This is a genomic window from Roseobacter sp. S87, assembly GCF_055693285.1.
Window position 1 is genome coordinate 1 of sequence record NZ_JBVFTR010000002.1, and the last position, 14,911, is coordinate 14,911.

The 14,911-nt window shown below is 63.9% G+C and carries 13 protein-coding genes; 7 read left to right on the forward strand and 6 right to left on the reverse strand.

From position 1 onward, the window contains the following. The coding region (locus tag ACZ1HA_RS00135) for a hypothetical protein (RefSeq protein ID WP_472712413.1) at window positions 1–193 on the forward strand (193 nt) is incomplete at its 5' end. Window positions 194–206: 13 nt separating this feature from the next. Here ACZ1HA_RS00135 and ACZ1HA_RS00140 read toward each other — a convergent pair. Both ACZ1HA_RS00140 and ACZ1HA_RS00145 read right to left on the reverse strand, forming a co-directional pair. Then, window positions 207–923: a hypothetical protein gene (locus ACZ1HA_RS00140; RefSeq protein WP_436397441.1), complete on the reverse strand. Its 717-nt coding sequence runs from the start codon at window positions 921–923 to the stop codon at window positions 207–209. 87 nt (window positions 924–1,010) lie between these two features. Next, a complete protein-coding gene (locus ACZ1HA_RS00145) occupies window positions 1,011–1,988 on the reverse strand; it encodes a glycosyltransferase family 2 protein (protein ID WP_436397439.1) in 978 nt (325 codons plus the stop codon). A 199-nt stretch (window positions 1,989–2,187) separates the two neighbouring features. Between ACZ1HA_RS00145 and ACZ1HA_RS00150 the strand changes: the two genes are divergently transcribed. From ACZ1HA_RS00150 to ACZ1HA_RS00165, 4 genes are all read left to right on the forward strand, one after another. Beyond that, window positions 2,188–2,451, forward strand: coding sequence for a spike base protein, RCAP_Rcc01079 family (locus ACZ1HA_RS00150; protein WP_472712414.1), 264 nt, complete (start codon window positions 2,188–2,190; stop codon window positions 2,449–2,451). A 138-nt stretch (window positions 2,452–2,589) separates the two neighbouring features. Further along, the gene (locus tag ACZ1HA_RS00155) at window positions 2,590–3,657 is read left to right on the forward strand and encodes a glycosyltransferase family 2 protein (RefSeq protein WP_436397436.1); all 1,068 of its coding nucleotides are present in this window, start codon (window positions 2,590–2,592) and stop codon (window positions 3,655–3,657) included. Beyond that, window positions 3,654–4,598: a glycosyltransferase family 2 protein gene (locus ACZ1HA_RS00160; RefSeq protein ID WP_436397435.1), complete on the forward strand. Its 945-nt coding sequence runs from the start codon at window positions 3,654–3,656 to the stop codon at window positions 4,596–4,598. The genes ACZ1HA_RS00155 and ACZ1HA_RS00160 overlap by 4 nt, the downstream gene beginning before the upstream one ends. Then, window positions 4,595–5,659, forward strand: a complete 1,065-nt coding sequence (locus tag ACZ1HA_RS00165; RefSeq protein WP_472712415.1) for a glycosyltransferase 61 family protein — start codon at window positions 4,595–4,597, stop codon at window positions 5,657–5,659. Before ACZ1HA_RS00160 ends, ACZ1HA_RS00165 begins: the two co-directional genes overlap by 4 nt. On the opposite strand, the gene ACZ1HA_RS00170 is transcribed toward ACZ1HA_RS00165, so the two are convergent. From ACZ1HA_RS00170 to ACZ1HA_RS00185, 4 genes are all read right to left on the reverse strand, one after another. Then, window positions 5,651–6,901: a glycosyltransferase gene (locus tag ACZ1HA_RS00170; protein ID WP_436397433.1), complete on the reverse strand. Its 1,251-nt coding sequence runs from the start codon at window positions 6,899–6,901 to the stop codon at window positions 5,651–5,653. The two genes, ACZ1HA_RS00165 and ACZ1HA_RS00170, sit on opposite strands and share 9 nt — an antisense overlap. 81 nt (window positions 6,902–6,982) lie before the next feature. Next, on the reverse strand, window positions 6,983–8,998 hold the full coding sequence (locus ACZ1HA_RS00175) for a PKD domain-containing protein (protein ID WP_472712416.1): 2,016 nt from the start codon (window positions 8,996–8,998) through the stop codon (window positions 6,983–6,985). 2 nt (window positions 8,999–9,000) lie between these two features. Next, the gene (locus tag ACZ1HA_RS00180) at window positions 9,001–11,133 is read right to left on the reverse strand and encodes an Ig domain-containing protein (protein WP_472712417.1); all 2,133 of its coding nucleotides are present in this window, start codon (window positions 11,131–11,133) and stop codon (window positions 9,001–9,003) included. Next, complete coding sequence (locus ACZ1HA_RS00185; protein ID WP_375227276.1) at window positions 11,133–11,366, reverse strand: hypothetical protein; 234 nt, start codon at window positions 11,364–11,366, stop codon at window positions 11,133–11,135. The genes ACZ1HA_RS00180 and ACZ1HA_RS00185 overlap by 1 nt, the downstream gene beginning before the upstream one ends. Before the next feature lie 226 nt (window positions 11,367–11,592). Here ACZ1HA_RS00185 and ACZ1HA_RS00190 point away from each other — a divergent pair, with 226 nt between their 5' ends. After that, window positions 11,593–12,408, forward strand: a complete 816-nt coding sequence (locus ACZ1HA_RS00190) for a WecB/TagA/CpsF family glycosyltransferase (protein ID WP_375227275.1) — start codon at window positions 11,593–11,595, stop codon at window positions 12,406–12,408. 2 nt (window positions 12,409–12,410) lie between these two features. Further along, window positions 12,411–14,909 carry a glycosyltransferase gene (locus ACZ1HA_RS00195; protein WP_472712418.1) on the forward strand — a complete coding sequence of 833 codons (2,499 nt, stop codon included), beginning with the start codon at window positions 12,411–12,413 and terminating at the stop codon, window positions 14,907–14,909. The last annotated feature ends 2 nt before the right edge of the window (window positions 14,910–14,911 follow it).

The following is a 14,911-nucleotide window of genomic DNA, read 5'->3' on the forward strand; positions in this document are numbered from 1 at the left end:
GCTGTTCAGCCTGGAGGAGGCGCATGATCTGGAGCAGGCAACTATGGACAGCGTACCTGCATGGGATTCCCTGGCGCATCTGAAACTGGCCATGGAGGTGGATCAGTCGATGGGCGTGCGCCTGGCGGGCGCACAGCTTGGCGGGATTTCGTCGTATCCGCAACTGCGGGCCGCGGTGGCGCAGGCCCTCTGAGCCGCGCGCCCCGTCAGCCCCTGCCGCGCAGTTTCCGCCAGAGCGTTCTGAGCATGTTGCGCAGCTGGCTGGGGTATCTGGTCCAGAAGGGTATGCGCCAGCCGAACCCTTTCTTTGTTGCGTCCTTGCAGGGGTTGCAGGTCCCGCAGGGCCGGCCCATCAGCGGGGTGTGGCAGAACCAGCTGATGTTCAGGATGTCGAGAAATCCTGCTTCCTTCGCGATTTCAAGGCTGTCCCATTTGGACAGATGTATAATCGGGAACCTGTAGCGCCCGAACAGGTTCCACACATCCGTGCCACGGTGGGCCGGATCGATGATATCGCCGGCGATATAGTCCTGCAGCAGCTCTCTGATCCGGCCCCGTGCCTCCACCGCAAGATCGACGCCGGTGAGGTCGTGGTCGTTGAGATACTGGGCGATCCAGGGGTACTGATCGCCCAGGTGGATGATTTTGCGGACCGCTTCAAGGCTCTCTTTCAGCACCGGGGCGGTGTCCTGATGACGGATCGGGTCGATCTTCAGCGGCAGCAACCGGTCCGCTGCATCCGGGAACTGTTCGACAATCATGGCCTGCATTTGCTCGATGGTCTGCAATTCAGTCGCGGTCGAGGGCCGGTGCGGGTCGACCAGATAGATCGGCTGCACCACTTCATCGCTGGTGCGCAGGGCCTGAATGACGCAAAAGGTGGAATCCCACCCGCCGGTCCACAGAATATAACGTTTTTGCACAGAACGGGCCTTTCCTGGCTGGACCGGTAAACATGCTGCGACCCTAGGGGGCGGCCCGGGGGGACGCAAGATCGGGTGCCGCGGGCGTCAGGATTTTGGCGCCAGCCCCAGCAGTGGGCGCAGGGCATGGGCCCCGAAGTCGCGGAAGAACCTTTGGGGGGCGGCCGGGGTCTGCCCGCGCATCCTTGCCAGCACATGGTTCAGCGCGGCCCCGGTGATCCAGGCCGCTGCCACGCCGAGCGCATAGGCCCGCCCGTAGTTGGTGCGGAAATAGTACTGCCAGGAATGGTACCAGTAGGCCGGGCGCCGCCGGGGACCGTTATGCGCGCCCTTCACATCCGTCGAAGCCCCCTCCACATGCACGATCTCTGCCTCGGCCACATGCCAGCATTCCCAGCCGGCGCGCTGCGTGCGCAGCATCAGGTCGACCTCTTCGTAATAGAGAAAATAGGCCGGATCGAAGAACCCCAGGTCTTCCCAGACCTCAAAGCGCGCCAGCACCGCCGCGCCCGAGACCCAGTCCACGGGCTGTGTGCTCAGCCTGCCGCCGAGGCTGACCTGATGGTGTGCCAGCAGACGGGCGACCGGGCCGAAATTGAGGGCGGCGGCAAAGGTGCTGCAGATGCCCGGAAAGCGGAAGGCTGCGGTGACCGGCTCGGGAGTGTCCGGGTTGAAGGCGCGGGTGCCCAGCATCGCGGCCCGCGGGTGGCTGTCCATGAAGTCTGCCAGAACGGCCAGCGTATCGGGTTTCAGATGCGCATCCGGGTTCAGCAGAAAGACGAAATCGGGGCGGTCCGCGACCCCGGCAAGCGCCTGCAGTGCCAGATTGTTACCGCGGCCGAACCCGTGGTTTTCCTGCTCGGCGCGCAGCGTCACCTGATCCTGCCAGCCGTTTTCGGCAATGGCCCGTGCCAGCCGGGGGCCGTCCTGCGCGGGCGAGGCATTGTCGATCAGGTGGATATGCACATCATGGCCATCGGGCTGGCGGTCCAGCACACTGCGGATTCCCTCCAGCACCAGATCAGCGGCATTGTAGTTCACGATGATAACAGCGATTTTTGCCATGGCCTGCTCTGTGAAAACCGGTTTGATATGCCCGTGCCTTCCGGGCGCGCCAGTATCCACCACAAAAAACCCGATCCGTCCACCTGGGACGTTGCCGTATGACCGGATGCAGCGTACGCCACTTTCAGATCCCCAAAACTTTTTGCCGCTAAGCCTGTGCCTGAAGCGCACCGGAACGCGCCGCAAAGGAGATACGGGCATGATCAAAGACGGGCATCCAAAATTTCACGCGAATCCCAGCTCACCGGCAACAGGTATTTTTGAGGTCACCCCCAGTGATGTCTCCGACCTGCCCTGGGTGACCACCGGCATCAGTGCCGCCACCCCCGGCACGGTACGTGTGACCGCTGCAGACGGGTCTGACAGCGATGTGGTGGTTACGCCCGGTCAGGTCTTTCCGCTGCGGGTGACGCGTATCTGGGCGTCAGGGACCACAGCAACGGGTATTCGCGGCCTCACCTGAGGCCCGCCCTGAATTGCTGTTGAAACACAGACTGGAATACAGGAAAGATAGCGCGGCAGAAATCTGACTGTTTAAGGTAAGTGATATTGTGATCCGGTCCCCGCATCCTGTGCCCGATACCGGGACGTGCCGCGCATTATGACACAGCTGAGCTGGGGGCTTCTGATCGCGACCAAGGACCGGGCAGAGCCGCTGCAGACCTGCGTGCGGCTGGCGCTGGCGCAGACCCGGCCGCCGGTGGAAATCATCGTCGTGGATTCCAGCGCGGACTGGGCGGATCACGCCCGGACGCTGCAGGAGATCGTGGCGGATCACCCGCAGATACGGTTTGTCTGCGAACAGGGTGCTGCCCCGTCGCTGACCGTACAGCGCAATCAGGCAATTGCGCTGGGGCAGGCGGATATCTTTTTCATGATCGACGACGATTCCTTTATGCACCCGGACTGTGCAGAGGAAATCATGCGCCTCTACGAGGCCGATACCGCGCAGGCAGTGGCCGGCGTGCAGGCCAGCGAAACCGCTGAGATGCCCGGCGTGGCACAGCAGGGCGCGCGGCGGACGGATACAGCGGATGTATCCGGCGTGCGCGAAAAGTCCGCACTGCTGCGCTGGGTTTTCCGTGTGCTGCTGATGATGGGCAAGAAAGAAGTCTTCATTCCGTACGACAGGATCTTTCGTGAAGGCCCTGTGCCGGCGGAACTTCAGGGCCTCGATGCGGCTCCTGTCGCGCTTTTCGGCGGGTTCCGCATGACCTACCGTCGGGCCGCGGTCACCGCAGAGCAGTTTGATCCCTGTCTGCGCTATTACTGCCCGGGCGAGGATCTGGACGGCAGCTACCGGGTGTCCCGGCAGGGGATACTGCTGACGGCGAATGCGGCCCGCCTGCATCACTATGTCAGTGCTGCGGGCCGGCTGAACCGTGGCCAGGTGGCGCATCTGTGGTCGCTCAACCAGGCGGTGCTGCTGCGTCGCCATGCATCTGATCAGGTCTGGGCCCGGCAGGCCTACCGGCGCCGGATGGCGCATCGTGTGGTGTCCGACGTGATCAAGGACCTGCTGATGCGCCGTTTCAGCCTGCCCCAGACCCGTGGATCCTGCCGGGCCTGGCGTGAGGCAGCCCAGGTGTTCGCGATGACCCCGGAGACGCTGGAAACCTGGTACCCAGGCCATCAGGAGCGCATCATCAAAGGGGGAACGGGCACATGACTGCAGACCCGCGGCGGTATGTTCTGATCTCGCCCTGCCGAAATGAGGCCGGCTATATGCGCCGGACACTCGACAGTGTCATCGCGCAGTCGGTCCCGCCGGCGCTCTGGGTGATCGTCGATGATGGCTCCACGGATGATACACCTGAGATCCTGGCAGAATATGCCGCCCGGCATGACTGGATCCGGGTGGTGCCGAAACCGGACCGGGGACACCGGGCGGTCGGCCCCGGTGTGATCGAGGCCTTTTATGCCGGGTACGGAACGATCAATCCGGCGGACTATACCTATTCATGCAAGCTCGACCTCGATCTGGAACTGCCGCCGCGGTATTTTGAGATCCTGATGCAGCGGATGGAAGAGGATCCGCGTATCGGCACCTGTTCGGGCAAACCCTATACCCGCCAGGGCGATACGCTGGTGTCGGAACGGCGCGGCGACGAGATGTCAGTGGGCATGACCAAATTCTACCGGCAGTCCTGTTTCGAGGACATCGGGGGATATGTGCACGAAGTGATGTGGGATGCGATTGACTGCCACAAGGCGCGCGCCCTGGGCTGGCGTGCGGTCAGCTGGGACGCAGAGGATCTGCGGTTCGAGCATCTGCGCCCGATGGGCTCCAGCCAGACGTCGATCTACACCGGGCGCCGCCGGCACGGGTTTGGCCAGTGGTTCATGGGATCCGATCCACTGTTCTATCTGGCCACCTGTATCTTTCGTATGCGCGAACCACCCTTTGTACTGGGTGGGCTGGCGATGCTGCAGGGGTATCTGGGTGCCTGGATCCGCCGCGACCGCCAGCTTGATGATCCTGAGTTGCGGGCCTTTATCCGTGCCTATCAGCGCCGCGCCCTGCGGGTGGGAAAGGCACGGGCAGTGGCGGAAATCGAGGCTGCGCGCGCGCCGCTCTTTGGGGCACGGGCAGACCTCTCGCAACCGTGACGGTGCTGGCGCGGGCATATCCTGTCACCGGCAAACTGTTCAGAAGCCTTGGCCGGCAGCCTGCGCTGCAGGATCTGGTGCTGTCCCGCGAAACACTGTGTCCTGCAGACAGCTCGCCGATGCCGCCGGTGACAATGCTGCAGGACGACTGGGACACCATCACCGCGTTTCAGTCTGAAACCACCGCCGCCGCCGAACAGGCACGTGTGGCCGGCGGTCTGCGCACACACCGCGCCACCGAACGCTTTGAAATAGCCGATGTGCTGGCCACGCCGCGCGGGTTCTACACCCTGTCCCGCGGGTTTCATCAGCACGGGCGTCCGGATATGGCCGCACTGCTGCGCGGGCCCGTGCTCCGGCGCGACCGCGGGTTCTTTGCCCTGCCGGTCATCGGGATGAAATACTTTGGCCACTGGCTGAGTGACGCGCTGCCCACCGCCCTGCTGTGCCGGGAGGACGAGACGCTCTATCTGCCGGACAATCCGGCCTGGCCGCATACCCGGGCTTACCTTGATCTGCTGGGTCTGCCGGCGGTCCCGGCGCGTCATATGTTCTTCCGCCGGATGTCCTTTGCCAGCGACATCGGGCAGAATGCGCACCGTCAGGACCGGCAGCGCCAGCTGCGCAAACGGCTGCAGGCAGCGGTCCCGGACACCGGCGCAGATCAGGGGGTCTTTATCCGCCGCGGTCATTCCGGCGTGGCCCGGGTGCTGGCGAATGAGGATGCGCTGGCCGACCGTTTTGCCGCCCGTGGCTTTGCCATCTGTGCATCAACCGATCCGCTGCCCGTCCTGCTGCGGGCCCTGGCGGGGGCCTCTGTTGTGATCTCGATGGAAGGCAGCCACCTGGCACATGCGCTGTTTGCGGCCCGGCCCGGGGCACTGCTGGTCACGCTGAACCCGGCGGACCGTTTCAACACGGTCTATGCGGACTACCTGGCTGGTCTGGATCTGCACATGGCAACGCTGGTCGTCCCGCGTGGGCCGGAGGGGTATGTCGCCGATGCAGACCGCCTCGACCGGGTGATCAGCCTGGCGCAGAACCGGGTCGCCTCAGGCTGAGGGCCGCGGGCCGTCGCCGGCGGTGCCGCGGAACAGCTTTGCCAGCCGGGCCGCTTCCTGTGCGATGTCAAATTCCGCGGACACCCTGCGCCGCCCCGCCGCTCCCATGACCGGGGCCTGATCGCGGTTTTCATGCAGGCGGACCAGCGCATCGGCCAGCGCCTGTGTATCCCCCGGCGCGACGAGAAACCCGCTCTCCCCGTCCTCTACCAGTTCCGGAACCCCGGTGATCCGTGTGGCGATCACAGGCTTGCCGCTGGCCATGGCCTCCATCAGCACCACGGGCACCCCTTCGGCAAAACTGGGCAGCACCAGCGCATCAGAGGCGGCCAGCAGATCTGCAACCTCGCTCTGGGACTGATAGCCGGTGAAGCGCACGGCATCTCCCAGCGGTGCAGCGGCCTGTTCCAGGGCGGCACGTTCGCCGCCGTCCCCGACCAGCGTCAGGGTCATATCCGGCACCGTACGGCGCGCCAGCGCCAGCGCATCGATCAGAACCCGCAGACCCTTGACCGCTGCCAGACGCCCCACAAAGATCAGCCGGGTGGCGGGGGCCTCCGCCGTGGCACCGGTCCGGTCAGCATAGAGCGCCGGGGTCACACCGCAGTGGATGATCCTGAGTCTGTCCCAGTGCGCGGGATCCGAGTGAAGCATAGCCTGACTGCGGGCGTAGTGACTGATACAGGCGACAAAATCCGCCTGGGCGATTTTTTCATCAAGACGCCAGCGGGCTGGTTCCTGCAGATCTGCGGGGCCATGCAGTGTAAAACTGAACGGGATCCCGGTCAGCTGCGATGTCAGCATGGTCACCGTGGCGGAGGCAGCCGCAAAATGGTTGTGCAGACGGGTGATCCCGCGCGCCTTTACGTGGCGGGCCAGTACCGTTGCCTCGGCGAAATAAAAGAGCTGGTAGAGCAGGGCGCGCCAACCCGGGGCGGCTGTCCGCCAGGCCAGGGCAAGTGCTCCGAAATACTGCCGGGGGCTTGTGATGGCCGCCAGCTGAGCGGCCAGCAGGGTCAGCGGGTTGCGCGACGCGGCCAGCACATAAAAGGTAGTGCGCGCGGCTTCCTGCTCGGCGGGGCCGCGGTGGTGTTCGGGCCCGGTGCGGCGCACCGCGCAGGTGTGCACATCAAGACCCAGCGCCCGCAGGGCCTCGACCTCGCGCAGAATGAAGGTATGCGAAACAGCCGGATATTCGCCCGTCAGATAGGCGATGCGGAGAGGTGGAGGGGTCTTGGACATTGGCAGAGAGCGCTTTTCGGAATCGTCACCAGGACGGCGTGGCCACCCTGGCGAACCGCATGCCCGGAGTAAAGCAGGCGCTCAGTCAGCAGGCTCAGCGGCCCCTTCGGCAGCGCCGGTGATCAGCCGGGAGACGGCATCATAGCGCGGTCTGCCCCGGATGTCGTCAAAAGCCACCAGCCCCGCTGTCACAGTCCGGACGCTGGTCGCCGGCGTCATGTCTTTGACTGTATCGGCCGGTGTTGCAAAGGTCGCATCCATGGTCAGTTGCGTCTGCGGTATCGTACCGGCTTGCTGGAAGTCGTATTTATGCCCCAGCCAGCGCGGCGCCCAGAGTGTGGACCCGTCAAAGTCTGTCAGTTCAGCATTGTCTGACTGCCGCATGTACGTGCTGAGAGGCGCCACGAAGAGGTTGTTTTCCTCGATCTCATTTGTCCAGAGCGTCGAGGCACCGCTGGTGATGAAATTTGGTTCATTTCCATTGAGGTTGGTGTCGTCAGCAAGGAACATAACCGTGTTGCTGTACCATGCGACACGCTGAGCCAGATTGTCGTCGCCATTGGTATCCCCCGCGCCGGGTGCACCGCCAAAGCCGTAGTTGGGCCGGTTGATCGAGGGCACGTTTGGCATGATCGCCAGCACATTGCGGATCGTGGTGCCGCCCAGAGCATTCCCGATCGCCCCGCCGCCAGTCCTTGATGACCCCACCAGAACAGCCTTGTCGATAATCCAGTTGACCGGGCGCAGGACGCCTGCGCTGGTCGCATCGCCGCCCGTGATGATGTCATTGCCACCCTCACAGGACAGCCGGTTCATGCTCGCCTTGCTGCCCGGCACATTGGAATGATAGCGGATGCAGGGCTGGTTCTCGGGCACCGGCTGTGCATTGCCCCAGCCGTTGCGGGCAAAAATCTCCAGCGCGTCAAAGTAGGTATAGCCGGTCTTCTGGATACGCACACCGGTATGGTCATTTTTCCACGGTGACTGCTTGGCCCCGCCGCCCTGCCGGGCCTGCACGTCCTGATCAGAGATGCAGCCTACCAGCGAAAAACTGTACATATCGGAGGGGGAGTAGAAGGAGAAATCCTGGTTGTTCGTCGAGCGGCAGTCAAAAATGGTGACGCTGGTGTTGCTGGTGCCCGAGCCGATGTTGCCCCCTGACTGCAGGCCCTGCATTCCATCCGAGGTACAGTCATTCAGGGTCAGGCTCAGACCGCGGCTGCCGGTGCTCAGGAACACGGCCGTATGACGCTTGCCGCTTTCCAGCCTGCTGTCCCAGGGCCCGGTGAAATCAATGCCCCGGATCAGGGCAGAGCCACCGATCAGACGCAGCGAATTGGAGAAGGTGATCAGCGCCACCCCGTCGTTCAGACCTGATGCAGGCAGCACATTGAACGTCGCGCGCCCCGTCCCCCAGGTCTCCCAGACGAAATTTGAATAGGACGGATCAACCCGGATGTTACCGCCGGAGTAGTCATAGGTGCCGCCGCCCTTGAACAGAATGCGGCCCTTGAGGCTCTGGGTGTCCAGGACTCTCATGGCGTTCAGCGCCTCTGTCAGGCTGGTGGCCTCAGCGGCCCCTGCGGGTTTGCCGGAAAAATCACCGTCATGGGCCAGACAGACGGTCTGCGTGCCCGGATAGAGCAGCGCAGGGTCATTCACAGTCACCTGCACAGATGACGTGGTGCTGCCGCCGCTGCGGTCGATGGCGGTACAGGACACTGTATAGGTGCCCGGATCATTGAAACAGGTGGAGACAAAAGGGCCATAGGCGACCCGCCCGTTGCGCCATTCCGGCAGGACATTGACCAGACGATCAAAGGTGTGATCGCGGCCAAAATCCCAGACGTAGTAGATTTCATGCTCCCGCCCGTCATATTCCTGCCCGGCCTGCGGCGCGCCCTGGTCGAACCCGTTCACAAGGGCGCGAAAGAACACACCTTCGCCGGCGGCGGCATTCTCGGTCTGCTCCACGATGATGCTGAGCGATGCGCCGCTGCCCCACTGCGGAAACGAGCGGGTGAGGCTGCCGGTTGAAATCTGAACGCTGGGGCTCTGCACGAGTGCCCCGCCCTGAATTGCGACTGTTGAGGACATGCTTACACTCCGCCGATCTGGTCTTGCATTCCGGCCTCAAGGGCCGTTGCTTCCTGTGCGGTCAGATGCCGGTTGATCAGCACGTAGCCGTAGACATTGTCCCGGTACCCGTTTGATGCAGAGGACGGGTTGGACAGAAAATTGATGTTGGCACTGGCAAGATTGCCGGACCCCGCGTTCCTGCTGTCGGTTTCGTATTCGACCCCGTTCGCCCATATGGTGACGGCATCGGCTGAGATATCCGACTGCATGCGCAGCACGTCGTTTGCGGCAACGTTCGGCAGGGACCCGCTGCTGCTGCCGGGGCTGCTGCCGGTGGCTGCGGCAATGGCACTCCCGACACCTGCGCCACGGTGATAGGCCAGATAGCGGCGCGCGGTGGATGATTTGGAGAAATTCACGCCCCCCGACGTGTTGTTGTTCCCCAGCCCCGCAATATAGCGGAACGTGGTGTCGCTGCCGGGCCGTTCCAGCGCAATCAGGGCAGAGGCCCTGTCGCTGCCGGACAGATCGACCGGGGCGGTGCTGACGTAATACTGTGCGCCGGCGGATTTCGAGAAATACGCCCTGTTGCCGTTTACCCGGTAGGTCGCCCGGTTCGCCGTGTTGGGCGCGGTCAGATAGACGTCGTTCACCGTGTCATGGATGGTTCCGACCGGATCACCATCGCCGCAGACCGTGATGGCCGCAGCGCCGGTGGTTTCCGTATAGCAGATGGTATCGGCGGTGCCCGGCATGACCACCACACCCGCCTCGCCGCTGCCAAAGAGGGTGGCAAAGCTGATGCCTGTGGCCGCGGCGGTGGCGGCAGAGGTCTCTCCGTCAAAACTGGTTGTGCCGTTGTTTGCAACCTCGCGCAGGCTCAGTGTGCCGTCGGCCACGTCTGTGGCAGTGACGGTATAGCTGCGGTCTGTGCCGCTCTGCACCACGCCGCCGCTGTTTGAGACCACAACGCTGAAGGACAGCATATCGGTGCTCAGCCAGATGGTATCGGCCAGGGTCAGCACATCGCCCTCTGCAAAGGCTGCCGGATCCCCGGTGGATGTCAGCACCGGACTGTCCCGTTCCATCTGAACCGCGCTGCTGCGCAGATCACCGCAGGTTGTCCCTGCGGGCAGGGTGTGGATCACCCCGTCGATCTCAATCGTTGTCGCAGGCACAGGCACACTGTCATCAGGCAGCGCGCTGAGCGTCAGTACCGCCTGAGAGGTGCCGCTGTCGGTTATCGTCAGGACGGGTTCGACCGTCTGCAGCGCAGTGGAAAAACTGACCGGGCTGCCGGCAGTGCCGGTCACCATAACAGAGAACCCCGCCTGGTCACCGGCGGTCAGGGGCGCCGTGTCCGAGAGGGCATCCCCGGTTACGCTGGCCACCGCCGAGACGATATCACCGGCATTGACCGAAAAATTCGCCACATCCGTCATCGCCGCATAGCCGCTCATGTCCGAGACGGACTGCCCCTCATAAAGAGGTGAGCTGGCCGGCGGCAGGGTGGCGGTGATTTCGTAGGCGGCAACCGTGATCTCAAAGGCACTGTCGGCAAAACCACCGGCATTGGTGCCGCGCACGATAACCGTCACCGGCCCGCCGGGGGCTGTGGGCGTGCCCGTAATCAGCCCCGCGGAGGTCAGCGACAGACCGGCCGGCAGCGCGCCGGAGGAGGGTGCCAGCGCATAAAGAACCGCGTCGCCCGTGAAATCCGCGGCCACGTCCGGACCGGTAACAGGGTCATCGGTAACATAAAGCTGATCGGCCACAGCACCGGCGGCGACCGGGGCTGCAATCACTGCAGCGGTCACATCCGGCAAAGAGAAGCTCTGCGTATTGCCCGCAGAATCCGTCACCACAAAACGCAGAACATCCCCTTCGGACAACACAGTATCTGTCGGCGCGGCTGTCCCGTTGATCTGGTAGTCAACCGAACTGATTGTCCCGGCGGTCGAAACATAGTTCGACAGGGACATGAAAACCACCAGACCGGTCAGGTCTGCCTGAGCCGTCTGGCCGCCCTGCAACTGGCCTGCGGGCAACTGGAGCGCTGTAAGACTGAAGGACGGGGGCGTGAAAGGTGTTCTGACGCCACCCGGCCGTCCCCCCAGCACATTGAGCCCGGCCAGTACAAACTGGCGTTGCATCATACGACCTCACGCACAATCAGAGCATCGGTCGAGCCTTCTTTACGGTAGCGCACCTGCAGACCGGCGCGGATCAGTACCCCCTGGCCCTGGGTCAGGGAAAAACCGTCATTTGCAGCAGGTGAACTGGTGGTGGACACGAATGTACTGCCCCAGCGGGCCTGCCAGATTTCGTCATTTGCCAGGGTAACGGGGGCAGACCATGTCTCGGTCGCATCAGTGATAAGCGCCATTTTTGAACTCCTGCAGCCGTGCGGGACACGGCGGTTGCTGAACGGAAGGGAGGAAGGATCCTGAGGATATTCGTCAGGGCCGGATCATCCCGGCAGACGCTTAAAATCGCCCTGGACGACCGTACGCAGGGTCCGGGCAACCGCGTGTTTACCGGTGCCCTGGCATGAATTGCCTCATCGCTTCCTTGCATGCTATGGACGCGGGACAGCACAAAGCAGGTCAGGTATGGTAATGATGGACTGGGCGCGAACACAGGGTCCCGCGGGTGACACCGCGTGCGGGCTTCATGTCACGGCAGCTTCCCGGGAAGACCTGCTGCGTGACCTGCGTGCGGCCATGACAGAACGCCGCGGATTCTCGGTGGCGACGCTGAACCTCGATCATGTGGTCAAAATCCGGGAAAATGCTGATTTTCTGCGGGCATACCGCCGTCACACCCATATTACCGCGGATGGCAATCCGATCGTCTGGCTGTCGCGTCTTGCGGGGCAGGACGTGCGTCTGGTGCCCGGGTCGGAACTGATCGAACCCCTGGCGGAGATCGCGGCACAGACCGGCACGCCCGTGGCTTTTCTGGGGGCAACGCAGACATCGCTCGATCAGGCAGCGGCGGCGCTGGAACAGCGCTTTCCGGGGCTGCAGGTCGTGGCGCGGATTGCCCCGCCGATGGGGTTTGATCCGCTCGGCGAAGAGGCCGGCGCGCAGATCGCAGCGCTCAGGGCCTCGGGCGCGCGGCTGTGCTTTCTGGCCCTCGGGGCGCCGAAACAGGAAATCCTCGCCGCACGGCTTCAGGAACAGATCCCGCAGATGGGTGCGCTTTCCATCGGCGCCGGGCTGGATTTCATTTCCGGCGCCCAGACCAGGGCACCGCGCCTGTTCCGGCTGCTGGCCGCGGAATGGCTGTGGCGGCTGGCCGGCAATCCCGGCCGGCTGGCCCGGCGTTACGGGGCCTGCCTGAAAATCCTGCCCGGACTGTTCCTTCAGGCCCTGCGTACCCGGCGGGGTGGCACGCCCGGGGCGAAAATGACCAAGGGCATATAAGTATGGTCGCCTATGCCGTCCTGTTTTCATGGCCGCTTGTCATGCTTGTTCTGTTCCGGACACTGCCGGTGGCAACGGCTCTGATCTGTTCTCTGCTGGGCGCCATGCTGCTGCTGCCGGGCCGGACCGGCGTTGACCTGCCCATGCTGCCCCCGATCAACAAGGGATCGCTGCCGGTGGTGACGGCGATTGTGCTGCTGATGGTCATGGTCAGCAAAACCTCAAACCGTCTGCCGGGGGCCACGCACGGAACCGGAGCGCGGGGTCTGAACATGGATCATGTGCTGCCCGGCTGGCTGCCCCGCTCCAAAATCATCCTGGGCCTGATCGCCCTGTTCTTCATCGGCATCTTCATGACCGTCCTGACGAACGGAGATCCGCAGTTCTACGGGCCACGCGTTCTGCGCCGGATGCAGATCTATGACGGGCTGTCCAATGCGCTGCAGGGGATTGTCATGCTCCTGCCGCTGCTGGTGGCGCGCAAGTTTCTGGGTCATCCTGATACCCATGCAACCTTTCTGCGCATCCTGTGTATCGCAGGGGTGCTCTATTCCCTGCCTGCGCTGCTGGAAGTGCGGATTTCGCCGCGGCTGAACCTCATGGTCTACGGGTTTCAGACCCAGAACTGGCTGCAGGGGGTGCGCGGTGGCGGATGGCGGCCGACCGTGTTCCTGTCACATGGCCTGGTGCTTGCGATTGTCCTGGCGATGTGCGCGCTGGCGGCCGTCGGATACATGCGTATCGCAGACCGCAACCGCAGGCTGATCTGGATGGCCGTCGCGTGCTGGCTCATGATCACGCTGGTGCTGATCAATTCGCTTGGCGCACTTGTGATCTTCATTCTGCTGGCGCCGGCCGTGTTTTTGCTCAAACCCCGCCTGCAGCTGATCTGTGCGGCCTGTATCGCGGGGGTCGTGCTGCTCTACCCGATGCTGCGCAGTGCCGATCTCGTCCCGGTGGGCAGGATCGTCGAGATCGCACGGGATTTCGACGCGGCCCGGGCCGGCTCGCTGGCGTACCGCTTCGACAACGAGGACATCCTGCTGGAAAAAGCGCGCGAGCGGCCGCTGTTCGGCTGGGGCGGGTGGTCCCGCTCGCGGGTCTTTGACGACCAGGGACGCGATGTATCGACCACGGACGGTGCATGGGTGATCATTCTGGGGGTCGGGGGCTGGGCACAGTACCTAATGCGCTTTGGGGTGCTGAGCATACCGATCATCATTCTTGCTCTGCGCAGGCGGGGTGATCCGCCGGATCTGCCGACCTCTGTACTCGCACTGTTGCTGGCTGCAAACCTCGTGGATCTGATCCCGAACTCGGGCAATACGACCTTGACCGCCCTGATCGCGGGGGCGCTGATCGGACGGCTGGAGTACCGCGCGCCCCACAGCGTTGCCGCTGAGGAAACCACTGCGGATCCGGATGACCGCCGGGCGGTGCAAAAACACCGCCCCCCCGGACCGACCAGCCCCCCGCCCGCCCCGGCTATGCCCGCCGGGGGGTCATGTCGAAGATTTCCGACGTGCCGGAGAACTGACATGCAGACCTCTGCGGATGTGGGTGCCGTTGTCATCGGCCGGAACGAAGGCGAACGCCTGCTGCGCTGTCTGGACAGCCTGCTGGGGCAGGGCCGCCGGGTCGTTTATGTGGATTCCGGTTCCCGCGATGGCAGTGTTGAGGCGGCACGCGCCCGGGGCGCGGAGGTCGTGACACTGCCTATGGACACCCCCTTTACCGCCGCGCGCGCCCGCAACGCAGGCATCGCGCATCTGGCCACCGGCACCCCGCCGCGTTTTGTGCAGTTTGTCGATGGTGACTGCGAGGTCCGGCCAGGCTGGCTGGCGGCGGCACAGGCCTTTCTGGAGGCCCATGAAAGGGCTGCTGTTGTCTGCGGCCGCCGCCGGGAACGGTTCCCCGGTGCCTCTGTTTACAACCGTCTGATCGACATTGAATGGGATACCCCCTGCGGGCCCGCGCGGGCCTGCGGCGGAGATGCCATGATGCGCTGGCAGGCACTGGAGGCCGTGGGGGGGTATGATGCAGGTCTGATCGCCGGCGAAGAGCCGGAACTGTGCCTGCGGCTGCGCCGTCAGGGCTGGGAGGTGCACCGCATCGCCGTGGAAATGACCCTGCATGATGCGGATATCACGCGGCTCGGACAGTGGTGGCAGCGCGCCCGGCGTGCGGGCCATGCCTATGCCGAAGGGGCGGCGATGCACGGGCGCGGTCCGGAACGGCACAACGTGGCACAGACCCGGCGCGCCCTTCTCTGGGGGTTTGGCATACCGGGGGCTGCTGTGATGCTGGCGCTGTTCTCGCCCTGGGGACTGGCGGTACTGCTGCTGTGGCCGCTGCAGGTACTGCGGCTGGCGCGGCGGAGCGGGGACTGGCCACAGGCCTTCTTTCTGACCCTTGCAAAAATCCCCGAGGCTCTGGGTGTGCTGGCCTATGGGAAACGGCGCCTGACAGGCGGTCCGCGCAGGCTGATCGAATACAAATGACT